Origin of the sequence: Deinococcus sp. LM3, from assembly GCF_002017875.1 — a bacterium.
Taxonomy (GTDB): domain Bacteria; phylum Deinococcota; class Deinococci; order Deinococcales; family Deinococcaceae; genus Deinococcus.
Map to the genome: position 1 here is coordinate 264,414 of NZ_MUFV01000002.1, position 23,604 is coordinate 288,017.

Consider the following 23,604-nt stretch of genomic DNA (forward strand, 5'->3'; position numbering starts at 1 on the left):
GGGGGATGGAACCCGACCTGACTCCCACCGACCTGGCGGTCCTGTCGGCCCTGACCGACACGGTCGACCCGCTGCTGGTCGTGGACAGCGCGTCGGGCCGGGTGCTGATGGTGTCGGAGGCGTTCGCGCAGTGGAGCGGGTACCCGCGTGAGCAGTTACGGGACTCAGAGACGGGGGCGCTGCTGGCATCGCAGGACCGCGAGGGGTTCCGCCTGAGCCTGCAGGTGTTCCTGGACGGGGACATGCCGTCCGCGCGGCGGGACTTCATGTTCCAGGGGGCGAACGGGCAGCCGCTGCCGGCGCAGGTGCGCGGGCTGCGGTTCACGCTCGCCGGGGGGCGGCGCGTGGGCCTGCTGGCGATCCGCCCCGCGACGGAACTGCTGCCCGCCGCGCTGTTCTACCGGCAGATCCTGGAGGAACTGCCGCTGGAACTCTCGGTGCTGGACCCGGACGGCCGGTACCTGTACGTGAACCCGGCGGCGGCGCCCGACCCGGCGGTCCGCACGGCCCTGACCGGCCTGACCGCGCGGGAAGCGGCGGCCCTGCTGAACCTGCCCGACTCGGACCTGCCGGCGCGGGAGGCGGCCGTGACCCGCGCGCAGCGTGACCCGGCGCGGCTGCGCTGGACGGAAATGCAGGCGGGGCAGTTGCAGGAGCGGACGCTGGTGCCGATCCTGAACGAACGCGGCAGCCTGAACCTGATGCTGACCTACGCCACGGACCTGCCCGAGCGGCTGCGGCAGTCCGAGCGGCTCACGCTGCTGGAAGGCAGCATGCAGGCGGCCGTGGTGCCCATGTGCGTCCTGGACGCCCGCCGTAACCATCAGCACGGGCGGGTGGCGTACACGAACGCGGCGTTCCAGACGCTGCTCTCGCCGCTGCCGGTCGCGCTGGGCACGCACCCGCTGGAGTGGCCGTGGGCGCCGGCGGACCGGCAGGTGATCCGGGCGCTGCTGACGGAACTGAACGCGACCGGCGCCGCCTCGTTCACGCGGGACGTGAACCTGCCCGCCCGGAACGAGTGGTGGGAGGTGACCGCCACGCGCGTCGGGCAGGACCTGGCCGGCAGCGGCAGTCACTGGGCACTGTTCCTGCGGGACGTGGGCGAACAGCGCCGCGCGGACCTGTTCCTGCGCAGCCTGGCGGACGCGAACGTGGCCTCTTTGATGGACGCCCCGCTGGAACAGGTGCTGGGTGTCCTGTTCGGTGGGCTGCGCGAGGTGCTGGGCAGCTGGAGTGCCGGCGTGGTCACCCTGGACCATGAGCTGATCCAGCTGCTGGGTCAGGTGTCCGCCCCGCTGCGGCAGGCGCTCGTCACCTATCCCAGCGAGTACGCCCGCGCCCTGTGGGGCCGCCGCGACCCGCACAAGCTCAGCCGGGCCGTCGTGATCCACGAGCAGTGGGAACGGCATCCGGTCGGGCAGGCCGTGCGGGGCGAGTGGGTGCCGGCCGTGCGGACCAGCGTGGAGGTGCCCATGTACGACCGCAACCGCGAACTGCTGGGCGTGCTGGCCCTGACCCACCCCAAGCGGCTGGAGGTGGGTGCGGACCTGCTCCGGCTCGCGGAAAACATGGCCGGGCACATCGCGCTGTTCATCGACCGGCAGCGCACCCTGGAGCAGCTCGAGCGGCTGGCGTTCACGGACGCGCTGACCGGCCTGACCAACCGGGGCGGGTTCGCGCGCCGCGCGGCCCAGCAGCTGTCGGGCGGGGCGCCGCTGGCGCTGGCGCTGATGGACCTCAACCGCTTCAAGATCGTGAACGACACGCTCGGGCATGACGTGGGCGACGAGTTGCTGCGCGCCATCAGCGCCCGGCTGGAGGAGGTGCTGCGCGCGTGGCCGGTGTCCACGCTGGCCCGCATGGGTGGCGACGAGTTCGCGCTGCTGCTGGACGATCCGGCGCTGATCGAGCCGGTCAGCGAGGCGATCCGGGTGGCCATGGCGCAGCCGTTCGACGTGGCGGGCCGGCCCCTGCGGGTCGGGATCGCGGTCGGCTGGAGCGTCTACCCGGACACCGCGCCGGATACGGCGGGGCTGCTGCGGCAGGCGGACACGGCCATGTACCTCGCCAAGCGCGCCGGGCTGGGTTTTCAGGTGTTCAGGCCGGCCGCGCAGCCGCGTATCGCGCACCTGACGCTGGAAACGGCGCTGTACGAGGCGCTGCGCGCCGGTCAGTTCACGCTGGTGTTCCAGCCGCAGGTGCAGGTCAAGACCCGTGAACTGATCGGCGCGGAGGTCCTGATCCGCTGGACCCACCCGGAACTGGGCGTGATCTCGCCGGCCGAGTTCATTCCGCTCGCCGAGGCGACCGGCCTGATCGACGGGATCGGCGCGTTCGTGCTGCGGGAGGCGCTGCGCGAGGCGGTCACGTGGCCCGCGCCGCTGCGCCTGAGCGTGAACGTGTCGCCGGTGCAACTGCGTCACCCGCAGTTCACGGCGCGGCTCGCGGCGCTGCTGGACGAGGTCGCCTTCGACCCGACGCGGCTGACGCTGGAAGTGACGGAAACGGCGTTCATCAACGACCTGAGCGCCGTGACGGGCGCCGTGAGGCAACTGCGGTCCCTGCAGGTGAAAGTCGCGGTGGACGACTTCGGCACCGGGTACTCCACGCTGATGACCCTGCGCGACCTGCTGGCGCACGAACTGAAGATCGACCGGGCCTTCGTACGCGACCTGTGCACGCCGGGCCGCGAGGGTCGGCAGAACCGCGCGATCGTGCAGGCGACCCTGGGGCTCGCGCAGGCGCTGGGGCTACAGGTGGTCGCCGAGGGCGTGGAAACGCCGGAGCAGGCCGACCTGCTGGCCGACCTGGGCTGCCCGGTCATGCAGGGCTATCTGATCGCGCCGGGCCTGGACGCCCGGAACTTCCGCGAGCAGTTCCTGACCGTCCGGGCCTGAACGCCCGCACCGTCCCGCCCCCGGCAGCGTTACGTGCTGCGCGAACTCGGATCAGCGGGAGTGGTGTGACCTGGCGCTCTCACGATCGGCCCGAACTGGACGCACGCGTGATAACGTGTCCGGCGAACACATCTTCCGCTCTGTTCAGGGCAGAATAAAGGAACTATGGCACGAGCTAAAACGAAAACCGAACCCACCACCGCCTCCCCCTTCACCGCCTTCGACGCGCTGATGGCCACCGCCGCCGTGGACAGCCAGATCCAGGCCCTCGCGGACAGCGGAGCCGACACCCTGACCCTGGACGCCGCCCTGACCGAGGCCACCCAGGCCGCGCAGCGCCGCTGGGGCCTGGGCCTGCACCACCTGAAACACGCCGCCCGCATGGACGGCGACGACATCGTCTTCCTGACCGACGAGCGCCCCACCGCCACGCTGTCACAGGGCGTCGAGGCACTCGCGCGCGCCTACGAGGATATGCGCGCCACCGACGAACGCGGCCTGAGCCTCTGGGGCGCACTCGGCGAGGGCCACCGCGTGCCCGGCGACGCCCCCGCCGCGCGCCTGAAAGTCCTGATCGAGGACGCCCGCGACTTCGAAACCCACTGGACCTCCGGGCGCGGCGAGCAGTTCTACCGCACCTGGCGCAGCGGCGAGACCCTGCACGCCGAGGTCGCCCGCCCCGCCAGCGCCGAGGCCGCCCTGTCCGACGCCGCCTGGGACGTCATCACCAGCATCAAGGACCGCGTGTTCCAGCGCGAACTGATGCGCCGCAGCGAGGAGGTCGGCATGCTGGGCGCGCTGCTCGGCGCCCGTCACGCCGGCGCGCGCAGCAACCTGTCGCTGCTGCCCGACGCGCACTTCACCGTGCAGGCCGCCGTGCACACCGTCACCGGCCCCGACGCCCGCAACGCCGACACGCACCGCGCGCTGCTGCGCGCCGCGAGCGCCGAACTCGACGAACTGCAGTCCCACACCACCCGGCAACTCGCCGAGGTGCTGCGACACGGCCTGAAGAACAACTGACGGCCAACCGGCACCGGGGCGAACCTGAAAACCGGTGAAGGCGGATACAGGCGGCGATCCCGCCGCCACCGACCTCCACCGGTCAACCGTCAATCGGCTCGCCCTGAACCCTCAGCCGCAGGGTCATACGGGCTCGGATTGAATGGTTTTTGCAAGCCATTCAATCCGAGCGAAGCGAGTCGGAGCCACACGGGTACCGGGCGTGGAGTTGGCAACCCGGCGCCCTTCCGGGTTGAGGGCGAAACAGACGGCAGTCCGTATCAGTGGACGGCGCGTTCCGGCCAGCTGGGGGTACGACTCTCGCGCCAGAAGGCCACGAAGGCGTCCACCTGATCCATGAACGCCTGGAAGGAATCGCTCTTGACCATGTACGAGCTGGCGTGCAGGGTGTACGCGCGCGCCACGTCGCCCGGATGCGAGGACGTGGAGAGCATCACGACCGGAATCCACACCAGCGCCGGGTCGTCCTTGATGGCCTCAAGCACCTCGAATCCGCTCATGACCGGCATGTTCACGTCGAGGATCACGACGTCCGGGCGGGTGCCGGGCGCGCGCAGGTACTCCAGGGCTTCCTTCCCGCTGGAGCAGGTGGTCACGTTCAGGGCGTCGCCGTGCTCGTGAAAGACCTCCTGCGCGAGCAGCAGATCGGCCGGGTTGTCATCGACGAGCAGAACCTGGAAGGGGCGCGTCAACAGTCTCCCCTGGGACCGGTGGGCGCGGTGGGGGCGCCGCAGCGACGGAGGGCAGGGACAGAACGTGACATACACACATCATATCGGATGACCCGCCGGGCAGCACCGGGGCGCGCGGCGAGCGTCACGGGCGGGCCGGGTTCAGGTCGTCCGGGAAGCGGCTGTGCGCGGCGATCGTCCCGGCGGCCTTGGCGCGGTACATGGTCTGGTCGGCCAGTTCCAGTAGCGCCTTCGGGTCGGCAGGCCCGGAGACGCTGACCAGGCCGAGGCTCACGCCGACCCGCAGGCCCGAGGGCATGTGCAGCCGGTGCGGGAGTTCCAGGGCGATCTCGCGGGCGCGGGCGTCGGCGTCCGGGCCAGTCAGCAGCAGCGTAAACTCGTCCCCGCCGTAACGGGCGAGAATCTCACCGGGACGCAGCAGGGCCAGGAGCCGCTGCGCGACGAAGCGCAGCACGGCGTCGCCGACCGCGTGACCCAGCGTGTCGTTGATGGGCTTGAAGCGGTCGAGGTCCAGCAGGCCAACCACCCGCGTCTGCCCAGACCGGGCAGCGCCGCACGCCGAGGCCAGTTCCCGCTGGAACGCGCGGCGGTTGGGCAGTTCGGTCAGCGGGTCGGTCAGCGCGAGTGCCTCGAGGTCCCGCAACGCCAGCCGCAGCCGCAGTTCGGACTGCGCGAGTTCCGCGAACTGCGCGAGGACCTCGAGATCCTCGGCGCTGAAGTCACGCGGACAGGTGTCCAGGACGCACAGGGTGCCCACGGCGTGCCCATCGGCGCGCAACGGAATACCCGCGTAGAAGCGGAGCTGGTGGCCGCCCTGCACGGCGTCCAGAGGGGCCGTGCGCGGGTCGGCGCGCAGATCCGGGATGACCAGTGGACATCCGGCGTCCACGGTCAGCGCGCAGATGGACTGCCCGCGCGGGTCGGCGCGGTGCGTGAAGCCCACGCTGGCCTTGAACCACTGCCGGTGGTCGTCCACGAAGGTCACAGACCCGAACGGCACCCGGAAGTACCGCGAGACGAGCGCCATGATCCGGTCGAACTGCGGTTCGGGGGGCGTGTCGAGAATGCCCAGGGAATGCAGGGCGCTCAGGCGCTCCAGCCCGGCAGCGGGCGAGTCCGGCGCGGGTGACGCGGCATCAGGCAGGGTGGGCATGGGTTCAGACACTGGCATTCCACCTCCCGGTGGCCCTGATCGGATCGCGACGAGCAGCTGATCCGGACAGGCACTGGACGCAGCGGAGGTGACGTAGTGAGGTAAGCGCCGTGACTCCCGCAGGGGGGAAGGTCGGCTCGGCTGTGGGCGGACCCATTCTATCAGGTGGCTGCCATCACTTGCTTGAAGGCCGGTCAGGAGCGGCGCGGCGGTCTGTACGGGTGGTTTGACACTGATGGGCCGCCCGCCTAGCATGCCCGCAGTCTTCCCTACCCGCCCATGCCGGGCGCGGTGAACGGTCCGGATGAGTTCCGCACGCCGCCCGCGCCCACATGTCAGAGCGCCTCATTCCTGATCCGGAGGTTTTCCCTTGTCCCGTTTTCCGGCCACTCTATTCCCGGTGTCCTGTGCCAGCCGTTCTCTCATACGGGTTCCGTCTGTTTCGTTAACAACTCAGAAGGGCACCGAGTTGCTAACTCCACGTCCGGAACCCGCGCTGCTCCTACTCGCTCCGCTCGGATTGAATGGCTTTATAAGCCATTCAATCGGAGTCCGTATCACCTCCCGGCTGGCCGCGTGACGCCGCGCCTGACGCTGGAGGAGCTGAATACCCTGAGCGACGGGGCGTTCACGGCGTACTTCGCGGGCGTGCTGGAGCACTCGCCGCAGTACGCCGCGCAGGTCGCGGCCGGCCGGCCCTACCGGGACGCCGGGGCGCTGGCGCAGGCCTTCGCGCAGGCCGCGCAGGGCGGCAGCGAGGCCGAGCAGCTCGCGCTGATCCGCGCGCACCCGGACCTGGCCGGGAAGGCCGCGCTGGCCGGCGACCTGACGCCCGAGAGTGCGCGCGAGCAGGCCAGCGCGGGTCTGGACCGCCTGAGCGCCGCCGAGTACGAGGAGTTTCACCGGCTGAACGCCGCGTACCACGACCGGTTCGGCCTGCCGTTCGTGGTGTGCGTGCGCGAGCATGACAAGGCCAGCATCTTCGCGGCGGCCCGCGAGCGCCTGTCGCACACGCCCGAGCAGGAGCGCCGGGCGGCGCTGCACGAGATCGGCCGCATCGCGCGCCTGCGGGTGCTGGACCTGACCGAAGCCTCTTCCCCTACCGGAGCCACCATGACCGTACCCGACCCGTCCGTCTCCGCCCCTGGCGCCCCCGCCGCGACGCCCGTCCGTGTGCGACTGGGCGACAACAATTACGGCAAGGCCGACGTGCGGCTGTTCAAGGTGTTCCGCGACTCGCCCCGTCACGAGATCCGGGACGTGTGGGTGCGCGTGGGCATGCGCGGTGAGTTCGACGCAGCGCACGAGGTCGGGGACAACACGGACCTCGTGGCGACTGACACGGTCCGCAACACCATCTACGCGCTGGCCCGCGATCACCTGACCGGCAGCGTGGAAGAGTTCGGCAAGGACCTCGTGCGGCATTTCGTGCAGGCCGGGCCGCGCGTGGGCGGGGCGTACGCGACGTTCACGCAGCACCTGTGGGACCGCCTGCCGGTGCCCGGTCAGGACGGCGGGCACGATCACGCCTTCGCGCGGCAGATGCCCAAACGCACCGCCCGCGTGGAGGGGGACGGGCAGACCTTCACGGTCGAGAGCGGCATCGACGAGCTGTTCATCCTGAAGACCACGCAGAGCGGCTGGGCCGGCTTTCACCGTGACCGGTTCACGACGCTGCCCGAAACGACCGACCGGATCCTGGCGACGACCGTCACGGCCCGCTGGACGTACCGCGAGGACGCACCCGACTACGACGCCGTGTGGGCGCGGGTGTACGGCACGCTGCTGGAGGTCTTCCCGGATCACTACTCGCATTCCATGCAGCACACGCTGTACCGGCTGGGCGAGGCGGTCCTGACCCGCTGCCCGGAGATCGAGCGGATTCACTTCTCGTTCCCGAACCGGCATCACATTCCGTACGACCTGGGCCGCTTCGGGCTGGAGAATCCGGGCGTGATCTTCCACGCGGACGCCGAGCCGTACGGCGTGATCGAGGGCTGGGTGGAGCGGGAATGATACGGGTTCCGTTTGTTTCGCCGACAACCCGGAACATCGCCGGGTTGCCAGCTCCACGTCCGGAACCCGTTTTTCTCCCACTCGCATCCGCTCGGATTGAACGGGTTTTGCAACCCATTCAATCGGAGTCCGTATGAGCACCCACGGAGCGGGCCTGAGTACACACGTGCTGGACACGGCGCGTGGCCGCCCGGCCGCCGGGATCCGCGTCGAGCTACGCGCCGTGCAGGGGCAGACGCGCACGCTGCTGGCCGGGGCGGTCACGAACGCGGACGGCCGGACCGACGCGCCGCTGATCGCGCGCGGCGAGTTGCGGCCCGGCACCTTCGAGCTGACCTTTCACGTCGCGGCGTACTTCGCGGACATGGCCGGCGTGGAGGGAGCGGCGCCGTTCCTGGACGAGATCACGCTGCGGTTCACGGTGGCGGACGCCGCCGCGCACTACCACGTGCCGCTGCTGGTGAGTCCGTGGTCGTACAGCACTTACCGGGGCAGCTGAACGCCGGACAGGGCTGCTGAGTGGGGCCGTCAGTCCGTGGCGACCGTCCCGCTGCGGCCCTGCTCACCTCATACGGGTTCCGTTTGTTTCGTTAACAGATCGGAACACCACCGATCTATCAACTCCACGTCCGGAACCCGTTTCTCTCCTGCTCGCTCCGCTCGGATTAAACGGCTCTGCAAACCGTTCAATCGGAGTCCGTATCACCTGAACATCTGAGCAATCACTCAGGTATACTGGGGCATGACCACCCGGCCCCTCCCCGAACTTCCCGCGGCGCCGGTCCTGACCTACCGCGTCGAGGGCATGGACTGCGCCCACTGCGTGCAGAAGGTCGAGCGGCTGGTGGGCACCCTGCCCGGCACGGCCGCCGTCAGCACCAGCTTCACGCGGCAGACGCTGCGCCTGGAACTGGACGAGGCCCTCACGCCCCGCCAGACCCTCGAACGGCACCTGCGCGCCCTGGGGTACGTCCCGGCGCTGCAATCCGGGCCGGGCGCAGCGAAGCCGCCGGCGACCCCGCTGGACACGCCGCCCCACGAACCACAGGCGGGTACGGCCCGGCACGCAGCCGGCGCGACCGCTTGGTACCGCAGCGCGCAGGGCCGGCTCGTGCTGCTGTCCGGCACGCTGCTGGCCGCCGCGTGGCTGCTGTCGCTCGCCGCGCCGCAGGCCGCCGAGCTGGGCTTCGTGGCCGTCACGCTGCTGGCCGGCGCGCCCCTGGCCCGCCGGGCGGTGATCAGCGCCCGCCTGGGTGAGGTGTTCTCCATCAACCTGCTGGTCACGCTGGCCGCGCTGGGCGCCCTGCTGATCGGTGAGGCCGCCGAGGGAGCGGCCGTGGTGTTCCTGTTCGCGGTCGGGGAGCTGCTTGAGGGCGTCGCGGCCGGCCGCGCCCGCTCGGGCGTGCAGGCGCTCGCGGCCCTCACGCCGTCCACCGCGCAGCTGCTGACCCCGCAGGGTGTGCAGGAGGTGCCGGCGGCGTCGCTGCGGCCCGGGCAGCGGGTGCTGGTCACGCCCGGCACGCGCGTCCCGGCGGACGGCGTGATCGAGGAGGGTGTCTCGGGCCTGGACGACAGCGCCGTGACCGGCGAGAGCGTCCCGGTGCGCCGCGCGGCCGGTGACGAGGTGTTCGGCGGCAGCGTCAGCACCGACGGCACCCTGACGGTCCGCGTGACCCGCGAGGCGAACGACACGACCCTGGCGCGCATCCTGCACCTGATCGAGCAGGCCGAGGAGAGCCGCGCGCCCACCGCGCGCTTCATCGACCGTTTCAGCCGGGTGTACACGCCGGGCGTGGTGCTCGTGTCGGCGCTCGTGGCGTTCGGGCCTCCGCTGCTGGGCGAGCCGCTCTCGCCGTGGCTGTACAAGGGCCTGAGCCTGCTGCTGATCGGCTGCCCCTGCGCGCTGGTCCTGAGCGTCCCGGCGGCCGTCACCAGCGGCCTGAGCGCCGGCGCGCGCCGCGGCCTGCTCATCAAGGGCGGCGCGGCCCTGGAGACGCTGGCCCGCGTCCGGACCGTCGCGTTCGACAAGACCGGCACCCTGACCGCCGGGCACCCCCGCCTGAGCGAGTGCCTGCCGGCCGGGCCGGACTGCGGCCCCACCAACCCGGATGGCGGCCACGCCGACCCGGACCGCGTGACGCTGGGGCTGGCGGCCGCCGTGGCCGGCGCGAGCAGCCACCCGCTCTCCCGCGCCGTGACCGACGCGGCGCGCGCGCGCGGCCTGAGCGTCCCGGCCGTCACGGACGCCCACGCGCGGCCCGGCGAGGGCGCCAGCGCCACCCTGAACGGCCGCGCGCTGCACCTGAGTTCCGCTCCCAGCGCCGCCGGGCGGCTGGGCGGCGCCATGACCGCCGAACTCGGGAAGCTGGAGGCGCTGGAGGCGCGTGGCCTGTCGGTCAGCGTGCTGCACGACGATCACGCCCCGCTGGCGCTGCTGGCCTTCCAGGACGACCTGCGCCCGGACGCCGCGCCGGCCCTGGCGGACCTGCGCCGCCTGGGCGTGGGCGCCGTGATGCTCACCGGGGATCACGAACGCGCCGCGCAGGCGGCCGCCCGTGACCTGCCCACCATCGACGTGCACGCCTCGCTGCGGCCCGGGGAGAAACTCCGGCACCTGGAGGCGCTGCCCGGCCCGGTCGTGATGGTCGGGGACGGCATCAACGACGCGCCCGCCCTGGCCCGCGCGGACGTGGGAATCGCCATGGGCGGCGGCACCGACGTCGCGCTCGACACGGCCGACGCCGCGCTGCTGGGGTCGTCGCTGCGGGGCGTGCCGGACATGGTGCAGCTGGCGCGGGCCACCATGCGCAACATCCACTGGAACATCGCGCTGGCGCTGGGCCTCAAGGGGCTGTTCCTGATCACCACCCTGACCGGCGCGACCACCCTGTGGATGGCCGTCCTGGCCGATACCGGCGCGACCGCGCTGGTCACCGCGAACGCCCTGCGTCTGCTGCGCTGGACCCCGGAGCGCCCGTGACTCCCGCCCGCACCGCCGCCACGCCCGCCCGCACGGCCGCCACGGACGCCTGCAGCGCCCACGAACTTCACCCGCAGGCCGTCGCGCAGGCCCTGGCGGCCCAGCCGACCCCGGAGCAGGTCGAGCGGGCGGCCGCGCTGCTCAAGGTCGTGGCGGATCCCACCCGGCTGCGGCTGCTGAGCGCCCTGAACGCTGCCGGTCCCGGCGGGGAGCTGTGCGTGTGCGACCTGGCAGCCGTGATCGGCCTGAGCGAGAGCGCCGTCAGTCATCAGCTGCGGCTGCTGCGGCAGGTGCGGGCCGTCCAGGCGCGCCGCGCGGGCCGCGTGGTGTACTACCGCCTGCTCGACGCGCACCTGACCGTCCTGATCGGCAGCGCCCTGGAGCACGCCTCCGAATCCGGGTGAACGGCCCGGCACGGCGCCGGGTGCGCTACGATCAGGCCCGACCCGCGTCACGTCCGCCCCTGGCGGCACGCCCCTCCCTGTCCGACCCGATACCCTGACGCCCTTCGCCCTGATGCCCGAGGCTCCCCTGCTGTGACGACCTTCCCGACCGCATGACGCGCCTCGATCCCCTGCCCCTTCCCCCGGCCCTGGTGTCCCTGCTGCTGGCCAGCGAGGACGTGATGTTCGTCCTGAACGGCGACGGCGAGTTCGAGTACCTCAACGGCGCGGCCGCCGCCCTGCTGCACCTCGAGGCGCACGAGGCGCTCGGGCGGCCCCTGGAACGCGACTTCCCGCACCTGCTGAGCGAGCAGTGGTACACCGAGAGCCGCCACGTGCGGGCCACGGGGCGCGCGGGAGCCTACGACGCGTTCAGTCCGGCCGTGGGCGGCTGGGTGCGGGTCAGCCTGACCCCACACGTGGGCTCGCTCGCCGTTCACCTGCGCGACGTGTCCTCCATGAAACGCAAGGCGGCGTTGCAGCAGATCACCGCCGACCTCGTCAGGGCCAGCAGCGTTCCGGCGGTCCTGACGGCCGCCCTGACCGGCGCGGTGCCGGTCACGGCCGCGACCGGCGGCGTGGCGCTGCGGCTCACGCCGGGCGGCGACGCCCTGACCTGCGCCACGCCGCCCTGCGCGGACAGTCCGGTCCGCCTGCCGGCCGGTCAGGTTCCGGACCCGTTGCCGCTCGGGCAGGATCATCCGGCCTGCGAGGCGGTGCGCGCCGGGCAGGCGATCTTCGCGCCGGACGGACCGCACGGGCGCGTGGCGGCCCTGCCGCTGAACGTGGACGGACGCCCCTGGGGAGCGCTGCTGCTGACGTTCGGCGCGGCCCGGCCGTTCCCGCCGGCCGAGCGTCAGTTCCTGCTGACCCTGACGCAGCAGTGCACGCAGGCACTGACGCAACTCGAGGCGCGCCGTCACCTGGAAGAGCAGGCCGAGAACCTCACCACCCTCAACCGCGTCGGGCAGACCCTGGCGGCCGAACTGGACCTGCGCAAGCTGGTGCAGGGCGTCACGGACGCCGGCGTGACCCTCACCGGCGCGCAGTTCGGGGCGTTCTTCTACAACCTGACTGACCGCGACCCGGACGGGTACCGCCTGCACGTGCTGTCCGGCGCGCCGCACGAGGCCTTCGCGGAGTTCCCCATGCCGCGCATGACCGGCGTGTTCGGCCCGACCTTCGCGGGGCGGGGGGTCGTCCGGGCCGGTGACATCACCCGCGACGGCCGGTACGGGCAGCTCGGCGGGATGCCGCCCGGTCACCTGCCGGTCCGCAGTTACCTCGCGGTGCCGGTCACGTCCCGTTCCGGCGAGGTGCTGGGCGCGCTGCTGTTCGGGCATCCCGACCCGGACGTGTTCACGGACCGCTCCGAGCAGCTGGCGGTGGGGCTGGCGTCGCAGACGGCCGCCGCGCTGGACAACGCCCGCCTGTACCAGCAGCTTCAGGACAGCCACGCGCTGCTCGAAACGCGGGTGGACGCCCGCACCCGCGAACTGGCCGAGCAGACGGTCGCGCTCGAAGCCTTCGCCCGCTTCACCGAGGCGGCCGGGACCAGCACCGACGTCCGTACCCTGGCGCGGCAGGCACTGACCGTGTTCCGCCGCTTCTTCGCGCAGTGCAGCGCGGCGTACTACGAACGCAGCGGCGACCACTGGTACGCGCAGGTCTGGACCGAGGACATCGCCCCGCACGTCGTGCAGAGCATCACGGCCGGCGTGCCCGCCGACGCGCCGGCCTTCCTGGAAGCGGCGCGCACGCACGCCCCGGTGTTCGTGGACGGCTGGGAGGCCGGGGAGCAGCAGGTGGCCGCGACCGAGGATTACGGCACGGTCGCGCTGTACCCCATGCTGGTGGCGGGCGAGATCGTCGGGATGCTGGCCGTGGGCCTGCTCGATACGCGCGTGTGGACCGAACGCGACCGGGCGGTGGTCCGCGCGGCCGGGCGCAGCATGAACCTGTCACTGGAACGCGCGGAGGTCGCCTCGCAGCTTCAGACGCAGCGCGACACCCTGCAGGCCCGCACGCAGGCGCTCGAGGCCTTCGCGGAACTCACGCGTGACCTGACGCTGGAAGCCGACCCGCACGCCCTGATCCGCCGCGCACAGGAGATCATCCTCTCGCTGCTGCCCGACGGGTACGCCCTGTACTGGGAGCGCGAGGGCGAGCACCTGCACGTCCGCACGCAGGTCGGGCAGGTCGGAAGCGACGACCTGCAACGCCAGCTGGACGCCGGACTGCCCTACCGGACGACCCTGACGGTCCGGCGGCCCTTCGAGTCCGGGGAGCCGCTGTACCAGGACGAGTACGACCGCGGGCACGACGGCCTGCAGGGCATCGTCGAGCACATCAGCACCACCGCCTCACTGCCGGTGCAGGTGGACGGCACCGTGCAGGGCGTGATCGTGGTGGGCCTGTTCGGACAGCGGCGCTGGAACGACACGGACCGCGCGCTGCTCGACACCGTCACCCGCAGCCTCAGCCTGACGCTGGAAGGCGCGCAGAAGGCCCGCGCGCTGCAGGAACGCACGCAGGAACTCGAACGCAGCAACGGCGAACTGGAACGCTTCGCCTTCGCGGCCAGTCACGACCTGCAAGAACCCCTGCGCACCATCACCAGTTTCACGGAACTGATCGACCGGCGGTACGGCCCGCACCTCGACCCGCAGGGTCAGCGCTACCTGGGCATCGTGACGCAGGGCGCGCGGCGCATGAAAGGCCTGATCGACGACCTGCTGGTCTTCTCCCGCCTGAACGCCGTGCGCGAACCGCTGCAACCCCTGAACCTGAGCGGGCCGTTACAGGACGCCCTGTCGCAGTTGCAGGCCGCCGTGGACGACGCCGGCGCGCAGGTCACCTGGGACGCCCTGCCGGACGTGATGGGCATCCCCGGCGAGTTGACGCAGCTGCTGCAGAACCTGATCGGGAACGCCGTGAAGTTCCGCCGTCCGGACGCCGCGCCGCGCGTGCACGTCAGCGCCACGCGGCGCGGCGGGCAGTGGGAGGTGCGCGTGCAGGACAACGGCATCGGCTTCGAGGCGCAGTACGCCGAGCGGGTCTTCCAGCTGTTCCAGCGCCTGCACCTGCGTGATCAGTACGAGGGCACCGGCATGGGCCTCGCCATCGTCCGCAAGATCACCGAACACCACGGCGGGCGCATCTGGGCCGAGTCCACACCCGGACAGGGCAGCGCGTTCACCTTCACGCTGCCCGCCCAGCCCGCCTGACGGCCCGCCCACCGTATCAGTCGAGCCCGGTGTCCGTACTGCCGGGCACGCTGCTGCTGTCCCGCAGCCAGCGCAGCAGTTCGCTGAGGCTGGCGGTGGCCAGCCCGATGCTGGTATCCGCCTGCCCGTAGTACACGCGCAGGGTGTCGCCGTCCGGCTGCAACACGGTCCCGCAGGGAAACACGACGTTCGCCACGTCTCCGACCCGTTCGGACAGGTCGTGCGGCCCGAGGATCCAGGGGTCGCTGCGGCGCAGGCACACGCTGGGATTGTGCAGGTCCAGCAGGGCCAGCCCGTTGCGGTACAGGACGCCGCCGCCCGTGACCTTCACGCCGTGGTAGATGACCAGCCAGCCCTCGTCGGTACGGATGGGCGGCGCCGACAGGCCGACCTTGCGGGCGTCCCACCAGGGGCCGCGCCGGGCTTCGAGGACCGAGCGGCTGTCCCCGAAGTGCCGGAGGTTCTCGCTGAAACTCAGGTGGATGTTCGCGCTGGAACTCGTGACGGGGCGGTGCAGGGCCGCCCAGTTCTCCCCGAACCGGGTGGGGAAGATCGCGGCGTCCTTGTCCTCGGGCGGGAAGATCAGGCCCCGGCGCTCGAAGGTCACGAAGTCGCGGGTCAGGGCCAGGGCCACGCCGGGTCCAGCAGGACTGTACGCGGTGTACAGCACGGCGTACTGGTCCTCTTCCGGCAGGTACGTGATGCGGGGATCCTCGATGCCCCAGACCTCGTCCGGGTGGTCGGGGCTGGGCTGCAGGGTGGGGGCCGGGTCGATCTGCCAGTCGGTGAGGCCGTCGGCGCTGCGGGCGGCGGTCAGGTGCGACAGGCCCCGGAAATCCTCGACGCGGCACAGCAGCAGCGTGGTGCCGTCGCGCAGCAGGGTCGCCCCGGCATTGAACACCGAGTTAGCCGGGTACGGCCAGTCGGCAGCGGACAGCAACGGGTTGAGGTCGCTGCGCGTGAACAACGTGGAACGCCGGGTGGGCAGGCGGGTCATGAGGGCACCGCAAGGGGCGTGAACGGGCGCGCCGCGCGGCCCGACTCCGGGACGGCCGGGGGGCGTTCCAGCAGGCGGTGGTATTCGCGCAGGTACTGCCGGGCCATGCGCGGCGCCGTGAACAGCCGCTCGACCCGCGCGCGCGCCGCGCGGCGGTCGAAGGTCACGGCGGCGTGCACGGCCCGCACGGCCGCCGCCTCGTCCCCCTCGGGGATCACGTACCCGCCGTCCACGCCGACCACCTCGGGAACACTGCCGCGCCGGTACGCGATGACGGGCGTGCCGCAGGCCATGGCCTCGGCCATGCTCAGGCCGAACGGCTCGTCGAAGTGAATGGGATGCAGCAGGGCCAGCGCGCCGCCCAGCAGCCGGTCGCGTTCGGCCGGGCCGACCGACCCGAGGTACTGCACGCCCGCGCCCAGGTGCGGCCGGACTTCCCGCTCGAAGTACGCGTGGTCCTGAACGATGCCGGCCAGCAGCAGGCGGCGTCCGGCCCCCCGCGCGATGCGGATGGCGTCGGCGGCGCCCTTGTCCGGGTGCATCCGCCCGAAGAAGATCAGGTCCGGGCCGCCGCGCGGGTTGAAGGTCAGTTCGCTCAGGTCCAGGCCGTGATGGATGGTCGCGGCGTACGTGAGGTCCGGGTGGCGGTCCGAGTCGCTGATGGACACGAAGGTCCCGCCCCCGGCGGCGCGGTACGCCGGCAGGATGCCCGGCCCGGAGAACCCGTGAATGGTGGTCAGCATGGGCGTGCCCACCAGGGCGGCGTAACTGAGCGGCAGGAAGTCGGCGTGGTTGTGAATCACGTCGAACTGCCCGGCCTGCCGGAACAGGCTGCCCAGGTGCAGGGCCTCCTCGACCTTCACGTCCAGCGCCGCGCCGTCCGGGCCTGCGCCGCCGGCGTCCGGGCGTTCCTCGTACCCGTGGGGGGCGGTGGCGCTCAGGGCGGCGGCCGTGAGCGAGTCGGCCGTGGCGAACAGCGTGACCTGCGCTCCCTGCCGCACGAGTTCCTCGGTCAGCAGGCTCACCACCCGCTCCCAGGGACCGTAGTGCCGGGGCGGCACGCGCCACGCGATCGGGGCGAGCATCGCCACCCGCAGCGGACGGCCGGGCAGGGTCACGCGCGGCCTGCCGTGACGGGCGTGCGCTCCGCCGGCAGCGGGGGAATCAGGGCGCGCTGCATCAGCGTCACGTCCAGCGTGGCTTCCAGGGCCAGGACCGTGGATTCCGCGCCCTGGTTCAGGCTGACGCCCTGGCGGTGCAGGCCGTCGCGGCAGCCGCCGGCGGCGTCCAGCAGCGCCTCGCCGCGCAGGTTGTCGCCCAGCAGCCAGCCCAGCGCCCGTTCGGCCCGCACGGTCCAGACCGGGTCGCCGGTCGCGTGCCACGCGGCCACGTACGCCGCGGCGGACACGGCCGCCTCGATCGGCTGGCCGTCCCACAGGGGCCGGGCCTCGCCGCGCCAGTACACCCGCTCGCATCCGACCGGCCAGAACGCCGCGCCGCCGGGCCGGGGCGGGCCTTGCTGCTGCCCGCTCAGCCACTCCAGGGTCCGGACGCCCAGTTCCGTGCAGGCCAGGTCGCCGGTCGCCTCGCCCCAGGCGATCAGGCCGTGACTGAGTTCCGCGTTGGCGTAACTGAGGTACTCCTCGAACCAGTCCCAGCCGGGCCGGGCGGACGCGGCGTGCAGCGCCGTGAGGTTCGCGGCGTACCCGGCCGCCGCCTGAAGCAGCGCGCGCCCGGGGCCGTGCAGGGCCGGGTGTCCCTGCACCTGCGCGGCCGCGAGCAGCGCCACCGCCTGCGGACGCGGGGACCGCAGGTGCGCGGCCGCTTCCGGCGCGCGGTCCAGCAGTTCGGTCGCGGAGGCGGCCAGACCGGCGTGAGGTCCGGTCGCGGCGGCCACCAGCGCCCGGACGGCCCGCGCCTGCGCGTTCTCGCTGCCGACCTGTTCCAGCCACTGCCGGTCGTACCCCAGGAAGTTCCGGAACACGCCCCGCCCGGGTTCCAGGGCGTAATGCAGGAAAGCCAGGGCGCGGCGGGCGAGCCTCAGGGCCGGCTCCCGGGGCGGCAGGCGGCACAGCAGGCCCAGCAGGCGGGCGTTGTCGTCGGTGGTGTAGCCCTCGTGCGGGTTGGGCGTGACGCCCGTCGCGTGCTGGAACAGGCCCGTGGAGTCGGTCATGACCTCCAGGTGCTCCAGGCTGACCGGGCCGGGCGCTTCCTCGGCGCGCCACCCGGCCGTCCAGGCGGGCTGGCGGCTGCACACCGCGAACAGCCACTGGTACGCGGCGCCCACCGCCGGCCACTTCATGTCCTGACCGTACTGCGCGGCCCGGTGACCCATCGCGGCGCGGCGCGCCGGATCGGCCAGCAGGTCGGCGGCGGCGCGGGCCATGGCGGCCGGATCGGCGAAGGGCGTGAGGACGCCCCGCCCGTTCGCCAGGAGTTCCTCGGCGTACCAGTACGGCGTGCTGATCACGGCCTTCCCGTTCCCGAGCGCGTATGCCAGCGTCCCCGAGGTGATCTGCGCCGGATTCTGGTACGGCGAGAGGTACACGTCCGCCGCCGCGAGGTACTGCATCAGCTCGGGCAGGGACACGAAGCGGTTCTCCATCCGCACAGCGTCCTGCACGCCCAGTTCACGCGCCAGTGCCCACAGCGACTCGCGGTACTGTTCTCCCTGGCCGCGCCGCACGTGCGGGTGCGTGGCGCCCAGAATCAGGTACGTCACGTCCGGCTGCCGCGCCAGCAGGTCCGGCAGGGCACGGATCGCACTTTCCAGGCCCTTGCCGGGACCCAGCAGCCCGAAGGTCAGCAGCAGCGGCCCCGCCCCCAGCCCCAGCAGACGCTTCTGCTCGGCACTGTCGAGGTCGAAACTGGGAATCCCGTGCGGAATGAGTTGCAGTTTTCCGGCCGGCACGCCCTGGGCGCGCAGGATACTCACGGCCCGTTCACTCATGACCACCACCGTGCGCGACAGCGCGCACAGTTCCTCCAGCGCCGCCCGCTGCGCGTCGTCCGGGGCTTCGAGAACGGTGTGCAGCGTCGTGACCAGGGGCGCGTCCAGGGCGCGCAGCAGGGTCAGCAGGTACGCGCCGACCGGGCCGCCGTAGATGCCGTACTCGTGCTGCACGCACACCACGTCCGGTTTCAGGTCGTTGATCGCGGCGGCCGCCGTCACGTAGGCGTTCAGGTCGTCCTGCTCGATCCCCAGGACCACCTCGGGCGGGTAGTCGTAGGCCTGAGCGTCGTTCATGGCGACCACGCTGACCTGCCAGTTCCCGACCGCCTGCACGAGGTCCTGCGTGAACGTGGCGATCCCGCACTGCCGGGGCGCGTAGTTGCCGATCATGACCAGATGCCCGTCCAGGGCCGCAGGGGCGGACCGCGCGACTGATGCGCGCGGCGCGGGGGGCTGTCGTTCGGAAGGTTTATTCATGGGGACTCCTGCCTGACCGGCCGCCCCCGCTCCGGGAAACAGATCCAGGGAGCAGGGTGCTTTCACGGTCAGGACGATTCGGGAAGCGGCGCGGCGGGAACAGGGTCGGCGACCCTCCGGGCGCGGGTTGAGCGGCCCGGTGCCGTGCCGGGTGAAGGTGGAGACGGACGGACTCCGGATGAGTCGTCCGCCACGGCGGCCAGGAGTGAACGAACCCGGCGCCGTGGTCAGCGAAGCCCGGCGGGCAGTCGTCACGCAGGCTTCAGTCGCAAAGAGTCTCGCTTCGATGCTAGGCGCCCGCGCGGGCAGGCGGCCACATGACCAACCCCGGCGTTGCCGTGCCCTGCACCCGACACCCACGCCGCTCGCGCTGCCCGCGCAGCCCGTCTGGCACGGCCTTCAGCAGCAACAGGGGCGCCCCGCCCGGCGCTCCGGCCACGGCCTCCCTCATGAAGGAGGGGCCGTGAAACCAACCTCGCGGTTGGCGCGACCTGTTCGCGGGGCCGGCCTGCCGTACCATGGGTGGACCGGCCATTCCCCCCACCACGCGGACACCGCTCACCTGCACCGGCCGTGGCTGTCCTTCCAGCAGGTCTGTCCTGCCAGAAGGTCTGGGCTTCCAGAAGGTCCGGACGCCTGTGGATTGCGGCTCCGGGGCAGGGCGGCCGTCCGCACCAGTCACCACCGGGAGCAGCATGACCAACAACCCCGCACGCCGGCGAAGACCGGACCGCAGAGCAGGGCCTCTCCTGGCGTCCACGCTAATCGAGGCCATGCCGCAGCCTGTCATTCTCACGGACCGGCTGGGCCGCGCGCGGCAGGTCAACGGGCGCTGGCTGACCCTCAGCGGTCAGCAGCGCGCCGATGCCACCGGCCCCGGCTGGCTGGCCATTCAGGCTCCGGAAGACGGCCCGCGCGCCGCACACGCCTGGCAGCGGGCGCGGCAGGACGGTCAGCCGTTCAGCGCCACCTACGCCCTGCCCGCCGCTGACCTGACAGTCCAGTGGCACCATGAGCCGCTGCGGGAAGGGGGCGCCGTCACCGGCTGGCTGTGCACCGGCCGGGTGTGCACCGGCGAGCCCGTCCCGGACGCACCGGCCCGGCGGGAGGCCGCCAGTCGGGAAGCGACGCTGGAGCGGCTGGCCCTGAACCTGCAGGGACTCCGTGACGCGCTGACGCACCTGCCCGTCGGCGCACTGATCGTCGATGCCCAGACCCACCGGGTCATGTTCGTGAATCCGCAGGCGCAGCGGCTGCTGGGCGTGATCCTGGCCCCCGGCATGACCCTGGCAGGCCTGTCGGACGTCCGAGTCGGGGCCGGGGGAAGCCCGCTCAGCGTGGACCGCCTGCCGCTTCGCCGCGCCCTGGGCGGGCAGCACGCCGGCCCCGAGGAACTGGACCTGCAACGCCCGGACGGCAGCCGCGCGCAGCTGCGCCTGCGGGCTTCGCCGGTTCCTGGCGCGCAAGGACCGGCCAGCGCCGCCGTCATGACCCTCGAAGAGGTCGTCGCGCCCGGCGCCGGTGCGGACGGGCCGCTGAGCAGCGACCTGCGGCGCGCCCAGGAAGCCGTGACGCTGCACGGCGAACCGGTCACACCGGGACGGTTCCTGATCCTGATGGGCGAACTGCACGGGCAGCTGGGCTTCCCGTCGCTGGAGGGCCGCCTGATCGCGCTGCTACTGCTGCGTGCCCAGCCCGTCTCCCTGGGCGAGGCGGCCAGCGTCCTGAACGTCAGCAAGGTCGCCGTCTCCAAGGTCAGCGCGGTCATGCAGGGACGCGGGGACCTGCAGGTCATCCGGTCGTTCTCCAGCCGTGAGCACCTGCTGGCCCTGACCGACCACAATTACGTGCATGACCTGAGTGTGCGCCGGGTCGCGAGCTGGGCCATCTCCATCCTGTGCGAGTCCCTGCTGGCCACCAACCACCTGGACGCCGCCATCACCCGTCAGATCCGCACGCACCTGGAAACCCACACGCGCGTCGCCGTGGCCCTCGAACGCGTCCTGTCCCCCATCGAGAAACGGCAGGCCAGTGTCCTGGCCACCCACCTGCGCGAAAACTGGAACGCGGTGCCCCCACCCGCCGGCCGGAACGAGGCGGACACCGACTGAACCACTTCAGGCGAAGCGCGCGAGGTCCGGGTTGGCCTTGAGTTGCTGCACGACCTTCTTGATGTCCTGCGTGCGGTCCTTGCGGACGACCAGGGTCACGTCCCCGGCGCGCACGACGACCACGTCCTCGAGGCCGATGGTGGCGATCAGGTCGTCCCCGCCGGTGGTGTACATGATCGCGCCGCCGGTATCGAGGCTGACGTGGCGGCCCACGGCGACGTTCGAGCCGTCCCCCTTGAGCAGCCGTTCCAGGGCGTTCCAGTCACCCAGGTCATCCCAGCCGAAACTGGCGGGAATCACGGCGACGTTCCGGGCGCGTTCCAGGATGGCGTAGTCCACGCTGATCTTGGGCAGGTCCGGGTACACCTGCCGCAGCCCGCCGCGCACCTTCGCGGCCTCGGCCATGGGGCCATACAGGTCCGGCACGAGTTCCTCGAAGGCGGCGAGGATGGTGCTGACCTTCCAGATGAACATCCCGGAGTTCCACAGGTAGTTGCCGGTGTCCAGGAAGGCCTGCGCGGTCGGCGCGTCGGGTTTCTCCGCAAAGCGCTGCACGCGGTACACGCCGGTCTGCGCGTCCTGTTCACCCTTCTCGATGTACCCGTAGCCGGTGGCGGGGTACTGGGGCTGCATGCCCAGCGTGACGAGCACGTCGTTGGCCTGCGCGTACGCCACGGCGCGTTCCAGGGTCGCGGCGAAGGCGGCCGGGTCGTCCACGCGGTGATCGGCGGGGAACACACCCATCACGGCGTCCGGGTCGTCGCGGTGCACGGTGAGCGCGCCGTACAGGATCGCGGCGGCCGTGTCGCGCGGCACGGGCTCGACCAGCAGGTTCTCCAGCGGCAACTCGGGCAGGTGCTCGAGCACGTGCGAGCGGTGCTCGTTGGCGGTGACGACCATCAGGCGTTCCAGGCCGCCGGGCAGTCCGGCCGTGAGGCGCTCGGCGGTGGTCTGCAGCAGGCTGCGGCCGCTGGATTCCAGGGTCAGGAACTGCTTGGGCTTGCTCTTGCGAGACAGCGGCCAGAAGCGCTCACCGCTCCCACCTGCCAGGATCACCGGGTAGAAAGTCATGCCCGCATCTTATCCCCGGCGTGTGCGCGCCACGCCCCTACTGTGTGCCTCCACACGCAGGGGGAGCGCCGGGACATGAAAAATGAACGCAGGGCGTGGCGTGTCAGAGTAGGCTGTGCCTCATGAAGCTCACTTTCGGCACTGACGGCTGGCGCGGCGTGATCGCCGACGAGTTCACCTTCGCCAACGTGGGGCGCGTGGCCCGCGCGCACGCGCAGGCGCTGCTGGACGCCGGGGGCCGTTCGGCGGTCGTGGCGCACGACACCCGCTTCCTGGGGGGCGCGTTCGCCCGCTCGGCCGGTGAGACCTTGCAGGCGGCGGGCCTGGACGTGACGGTCCTGAAGGGCGCCACGCCCACGCCCGCGCTGTCGTACGCGGTGCGGGCCGGGGGGCACGCGGGCGGCGTGATGATCACGGCCAGCCACAACCCCGGGCAGTACCAGGGGTACAAACTCAAGGGTTCGTACGGCGGGAGTGCCACGCCCGCACTGGTCGCCGAGGTCGAGGCTCGGCTGGACGGCCCGGCCACGCCCCGCGCCGCCGGAGGGCTGAACGAGGCGGACGTGCGCAGCGAGTACCTGGGCGCACTGGCAACACTGGTGGACACCGGCGTGATCCGCCGGGCGGGCCTGCCGGTGTACCACGACGCCATGCACGGCGCGGCCGGAGGCTGGATCGAGGCGTTCACGCGCGAGTACCTGGGCGTGCCGTTCCACGGAATGCGGGCCACGCCGGACCCGCTGTTCGGGGGCGTGAACCCGGAGCCGATCACGCAGAACCTGCAGGCCACCATGCAGGCCATGCGGGACGTCAGCGGCCCGGCGTTCGCGATGGTCACGGACGGCGACGCCGACCGCATCGGGGCGGTGCTGTCGGGCGGGCGGTTCTTCAACAGTCACCAGATCTTCGCGGTGCTGCTGCATCACCTCGCGTCGCAGGGCAAAAGGGGAATCGTGGTGCGGACCGTGTCGACCAGCGGCATCATCGAGCGGCTCGCGCAGCATCACAGGCTGCGGGTCCTGCAGACGCCGGTGGGCTTCAAGTACATCACCGAGGCGTTCCTGCATGGCGAGGCGCACCCGGAGGACGCCGTGCTGATCGGCGGTGAGGAGTCCGGCGGGATCGGCGTGCAGGGGCATGTGCCCGAGCGCGACGGGCTGCTGAACGGCCTGCTGCTTCAGGAAGCGGTCGCGGCGACCGGGCTGGGCCTGGACGAGCAGTTCGCGCAGATCGAGGCGCTGGTGGACTTCCGGCACCACTACGACCGGGTGGACCTGCACCTGCCGCGCCCCATCGACCGGGCGGCCCTGATGGACGACGTGGCGGGCCTGGGCGCGCTGGGCGGTCACGCCGTGCAGGAGGTCGTCACGATGGACGGCGTGAAACTGGTGTTCAGCGGCGGGTACGGCATGGTCCGGGCGTCCGGGACCGAGCCGGTCGTGCGCCTGTACGTGGAAGCCCCCAGCGACGCCGAGGTGCAGGGCATCCTGACTGAACTGCGCGAGCGCACGCTGCGGCACCTGCCGGGCTGAAACGGCGCGGGCCGGGACAGCAGGAACCG

At 71.9% G+C, this 23,604-nt stretch carries 15 protein-coding genes; 9 read left to right on the forward strand and 6 right to left on the reverse strand.

Going from position 1 to position 23,604, the window contains the following annotated elements; translation table 11 throughout:
• Positions 1 to 5: 5 nt before the first annotated feature.
• Together BXU09_RS15355 and BXU09_RS15360 are read left to right on the forward strand one after the other, a co-directional pair.
• Positions 6 to 2,900 carry an EAL domain-containing protein gene (locus BXU09_RS15355; RefSeq protein WP_078305218.1) on the forward strand — a complete coding sequence of 965 codons (2,895 nt, stop codon included), beginning with the start codon at positions 6 to 8 and terminating at the stop codon, positions 2,898 to 2,900.
• 165 nt (positions 2,901 to 3,065) lie between these two features.
• Positions 3,066 to 3,923: a DNA repair protein gene (locus tag BXU09_RS15360; RefSeq protein ID WP_078305219.1), complete on the forward strand. Its 858-nt coding sequence runs from the start codon at positions 3,066 to 3,068 to the stop codon at positions 3,921 to 3,923.
• Between the two features lie 260 nt (positions 3,924 to 4,183).
• Here BXU09_RS15360 and BXU09_RS15365 read toward each other — a convergent pair whose 3' ends face one another.
• Both BXU09_RS15365 and BXU09_RS15370 read right to left on the reverse strand, forming a co-directional pair.
• Entirely contained in the window at positions 4,184 to 4,615 is a 432-nt protein-coding gene (locus tag BXU09_RS15365) for a response regulator (RefSeq protein ID WP_055362612.1), read from the reverse strand.
• A gap of 124 nt (positions 4,616 to 4,739) precedes the next feature.
• Positions 4,740 to 5,768: a sensor domain-containing diguanylate cyclase gene (locus BXU09_RS15370; RefSeq protein ID WP_168174633.1), complete on the reverse strand. Its 1,029-nt coding sequence runs from the start codon at positions 5,766 to 5,768 to the stop codon at positions 4,740 to 4,742.
• Between the two features lie 576 nt (positions 5,769 to 6,344).
• Between BXU09_RS15370 and pucL the strand changes: the two genes are divergently transcribed.
• The 5 genes from pucL (at position 6,345) to BXU09_RS15395 (ending at position 14,434) form a co-directional block, all read left to right on the forward strand.
• Positions 6,345 to 7,784, forward strand: coding sequence for a factor-independent urate hydroxylase (gene pucL / locus BXU09_RS15375; protein ID WP_240501392.1), 1,440 nt, complete (start codon positions 6,345 to 6,347; stop codon positions 7,782 to 7,784).
• 133 nt (positions 7,785 to 7,917) lie between these two features.
• Positions 7,918 to 8,283, forward strand: coding sequence for a hydroxyisourate hydrolase (uraH, locus tag BXU09_RS15380; protein WP_078305222.1), 366 nt, complete (start codon positions 7,918 to 7,920; stop codon positions 8,281 to 8,283).
• 243 nt (positions 8,284 to 8,526) lie between these two features.
• Positions 8,527 to 10,764 (forward strand): heavy metal translocating P-type ATPase, encoded by a 2,238-nt coding sequence (locus BXU09_RS15385; RefSeq protein WP_078305223.1) that lies wholly within the window; start codon positions 8,527 to 8,529, stop codon positions 10,762 to 10,764.
• Positions 10,765 to 10,856: 92 nt separating this feature from the next.
• On the forward strand, positions 10,857 to 11,168 hold the full coding sequence (locus BXU09_RS15390) for a metalloregulator ArsR/SmtB family transcription factor (protein ID WP_240501439.1): 312 nt from the start codon (positions 10,857 to 10,859) through the stop codon (positions 11,166 to 11,168).
• A gap of 152 nt (positions 11,169 to 11,320) precedes the next feature.
• Positions 11,321 to 14,434 (forward strand): GAF domain-containing protein, encoded by a 3,114-nt coding sequence (locus BXU09_RS15395; protein ID WP_078305225.1) that lies wholly within the window; start codon positions 11,321 to 11,323, stop codon positions 14,432 to 14,434.
• A gap of 16 nt (positions 14,435 to 14,450) precedes the next feature.
• On the opposite strand, the gene BXU09_RS15400 is transcribed toward BXU09_RS15395, so the two are convergent.
• From BXU09_RS15400 to BXU09_RS15410, 3 genes are read right to left on the reverse strand one after another with little or no spacing between them, the layout of a single operon-like run.
• Entirely contained in the window at positions 14,451 to 15,431 is a 981-nt protein-coding gene (locus BXU09_RS15400) for a glycosidase (RefSeq protein ID WP_078305226.1), read from the reverse strand.
• A complete protein-coding gene (locus BXU09_RS15405; RefSeq protein WP_205684167.1) occupies positions 15,428 to 16,549 on the reverse strand; it encodes a glycosyltransferase family 4 protein in 1,122 nt (373 codons plus the stop codon). Before BXU09_RS15405 ends, BXU09_RS15400 begins: the two co-directional genes overlap by 4 nt.
• A complete protein-coding gene (locus BXU09_RS15410; protein ID WP_078305227.1) occupies positions 16,546 to 18,861 on the reverse strand; it encodes a glycosyltransferase family 4 protein in 2,316 nt (771 codons plus the stop codon). Before BXU09_RS15410 ends, BXU09_RS15405 begins: the two co-directional genes overlap by 4 nt.
• Before the next feature lie 695 nt (positions 18,862 to 19,556).
• On the opposite strand from BXU09_RS15410, the gene BXU09_RS15415 reads away from it, so the two are divergent.
• A complete protein-coding gene (locus BXU09_RS15415; RefSeq protein WP_276205850.1) occupies positions 19,557 to 20,972 on the forward strand; it encodes a PAS domain-containing protein in 1,416 nt (471 codons plus the stop codon).
• Positions 20,973 to 20,978: 6 nt separating this feature from the next.
• Here BXU09_RS15415 and BXU09_RS15420 read toward each other — a convergent pair whose 3' ends face one another.
• Entirely contained in the window at positions 20,979 to 22,043 is a 1,065-nt protein-coding gene (locus BXU09_RS15420; RefSeq protein ID WP_078305229.1) for a mannose-1-phosphate guanylyltransferase, read from the reverse strand.
• A gap of 122 nt (positions 22,044 to 22,165) precedes the next feature.
• On the opposite strand from BXU09_RS15420, the gene BXU09_RS15425 reads away from it, so the two are divergent.
• Positions 22,166 to 23,575 carry a phosphohexose mutase gene (locus BXU09_RS15425; protein WP_078305230.1) on the forward strand — a complete coding sequence of 470 codons (1,410 nt, stop codon included), beginning with the start codon at positions 22,166 to 22,168 and terminating at the stop codon, positions 23,573 to 23,575.
• Positions 23,576 to 23,604: the final 29 nt, after the last annotated feature.